The organism is Acinetobacter sp. YH12049 (genome assembly GCF_013419875.1).
GTDB classification, from domain to species: Bacteria; Pseudomonadota; Gammaproteobacteria; order Pseudomonadales; family Moraxellaceae; genus Acinetobacter; species Acinetobacter amyesii.
Map to the genome: position 1 here is coordinate 1 of NZ_VOZH01000106.1, position 1589 is coordinate 1589.

Genomic DNA, 1589 nt, shown 5'->3' on the forward strand with positions numbered 1-1589 from the left:
CGCTTTCAGCAATAGAAAATCGTGGCAATGATCTTAAGATTTCAACCATGAAAAAGTATGTTGAGGCAATGGGTGGGAAGCTCCGTATTGATGTAGAGCTTCCAACAGGAAAACATATAGGATTCAATGTTTAACAATAAAAATAGGAGCTATCTGCTCCCATTTTTATGTAACTCCAAAAAGCCTATGTCTTAACATAGGCTTCGTTACAGTCCATATTATGTATTAGTCCCAGTAAAAACGGACATTAAACTTGCTTAATCCAATCTGCTAAGTTTTCCCATTACTCCTCGCTGGATGAAAATAATATTACCTAACTGTTTTTTACTTTCTATTTTAAATTTAGCTACTTATTCAAAGATAAAGACATGAGGATATCCAGAAAATTCTACTCCAAAGTTATCTTTTAAATTTGCAATACATTCATTCTTTTCATTTTTAACATAATTATAGTTAACTTTCATCGCAAAGCCTATCTTTGCCCAAGTCTTTCCTGATAAAGGAATACATTTTTCTTCAAGGGATTTATCTTGAGCTAAATAATCAATTTTATTATCCATATCATTCAAAATAAGAGTTAATATTTTATCGAAAGCAACTTCTGAAATTTGATTAAATTCTTCTTCATTAATGTCCTTTACTGTCTCAAAGTACTTACTGCGATAGTGATACATTCTTACTTTATTTTTAATATTTACACCAATAGTAAAATCTAGATGAAAATCATCCGGAGATGCTGATATAAAAACAAAAGGAACTAATAAAAAATTAGCATTATTTTTATTTATTACTTCTATGCTTGAATCACTTGCACTTAGTTTTTTTTCTAATTGAGATTTTACTAATGTATCAAATTTTTGAGTTTTTAAGAAATCTAATTGATCACTAACTTCTTTTGTTTTACTAGTTATATTGATTATATCAAATGCTAATGTTAGATCAGAAAGCATAAATCCCGTTGCTGATGCATCATTCCTTGATAATCCTATTACTACTTGTGCATCTTTTAATGTTTTATCTCTAGGCGAACTATATTTTGTCTTATTAACATAATCACTTGAAACATATACAGTTTGTAATTCATTTTTTGAAGGATACTTATGAAAAAAAGTCTGACATCCCGTAAGAAAAATAAAAGATGATGCTAGAAATAATTTTAATAAATTCATGTAAATACTGCTATATCAAAAAGTCAAAATAAGTTTTAGGCATCACTAAACTAAAAACAATTAGACTTCCGTCATAAATCGGCTTTGTTGCATAAATATTTTGCAAAACACTGATTTTTAAGGAGTTTAAGAAAATTTTAATAAAAAATAAGTATAATAAAATCATAGTGTTAGGTATTTGTGCAACAAAGCCTATATTGATTGACTTTTCGTTGCCAGCAGAACGTGTGCTGAGAGGACTTGATCAGCTCATTGAATGGCGAGGTAAACCTAAACGCATTAGAACCGACAATGGCCCAGAGTATATAAGTGAGCTGATGGAAAAGTGGTGTGATCAGCATGGTATTGAGCATGTATTTACTCAACCAGGCAATCCACAGCAAAATGCATATGTTGAGCGATTTAATCGTACAGTACGTT

1 protein-coding gene and 2 pseudogenes are annotated in these 1589 nt (G+C 30.1%); 2 read left to right on the forward strand and 1 reads right to left on the reverse strand.

Translation table 11 applies throughout. From position 1 onward, the window contains the following. Positions 1-134: pseudogene (locus tag FTU05_RS17660) on the forward strand (transcriptional regulator); the annotation flags it as partial. Between the two features lie 216 nt (positions 135-350). Here the strand turns inward: FTU05_RS17660 and FTU05_RS17665 are convergent. After that, on the reverse strand, positions 351-1169 hold the full coding sequence (locus FTU05_RS17665) for a hypothetical protein (protein ID WP_180166219.1): 819 nt from the start codon (positions 1167-1169) through the stop codon (positions 351-353). 194 nt (positions 1170-1363) lie between these two features. Between FTU05_RS17665 and FTU05_RS17670 the strand changes: the two are divergent. Then, positions 1364-1589: pseudogene (locus FTU05_RS17670) on the forward strand (DDE-type integrase/transposase/recombinase); the annotation flags it as partial.

What these genes read in the sequence shown, in the direction of transcription:
- FTU05_RS17665 (WP_180166219.1), bottom strand. Translation starts at nt 1,169, where the DNA reads ATGAATTTATTAAAATTATTTCTAGCATCATCTTTTATTTTTCTTACG.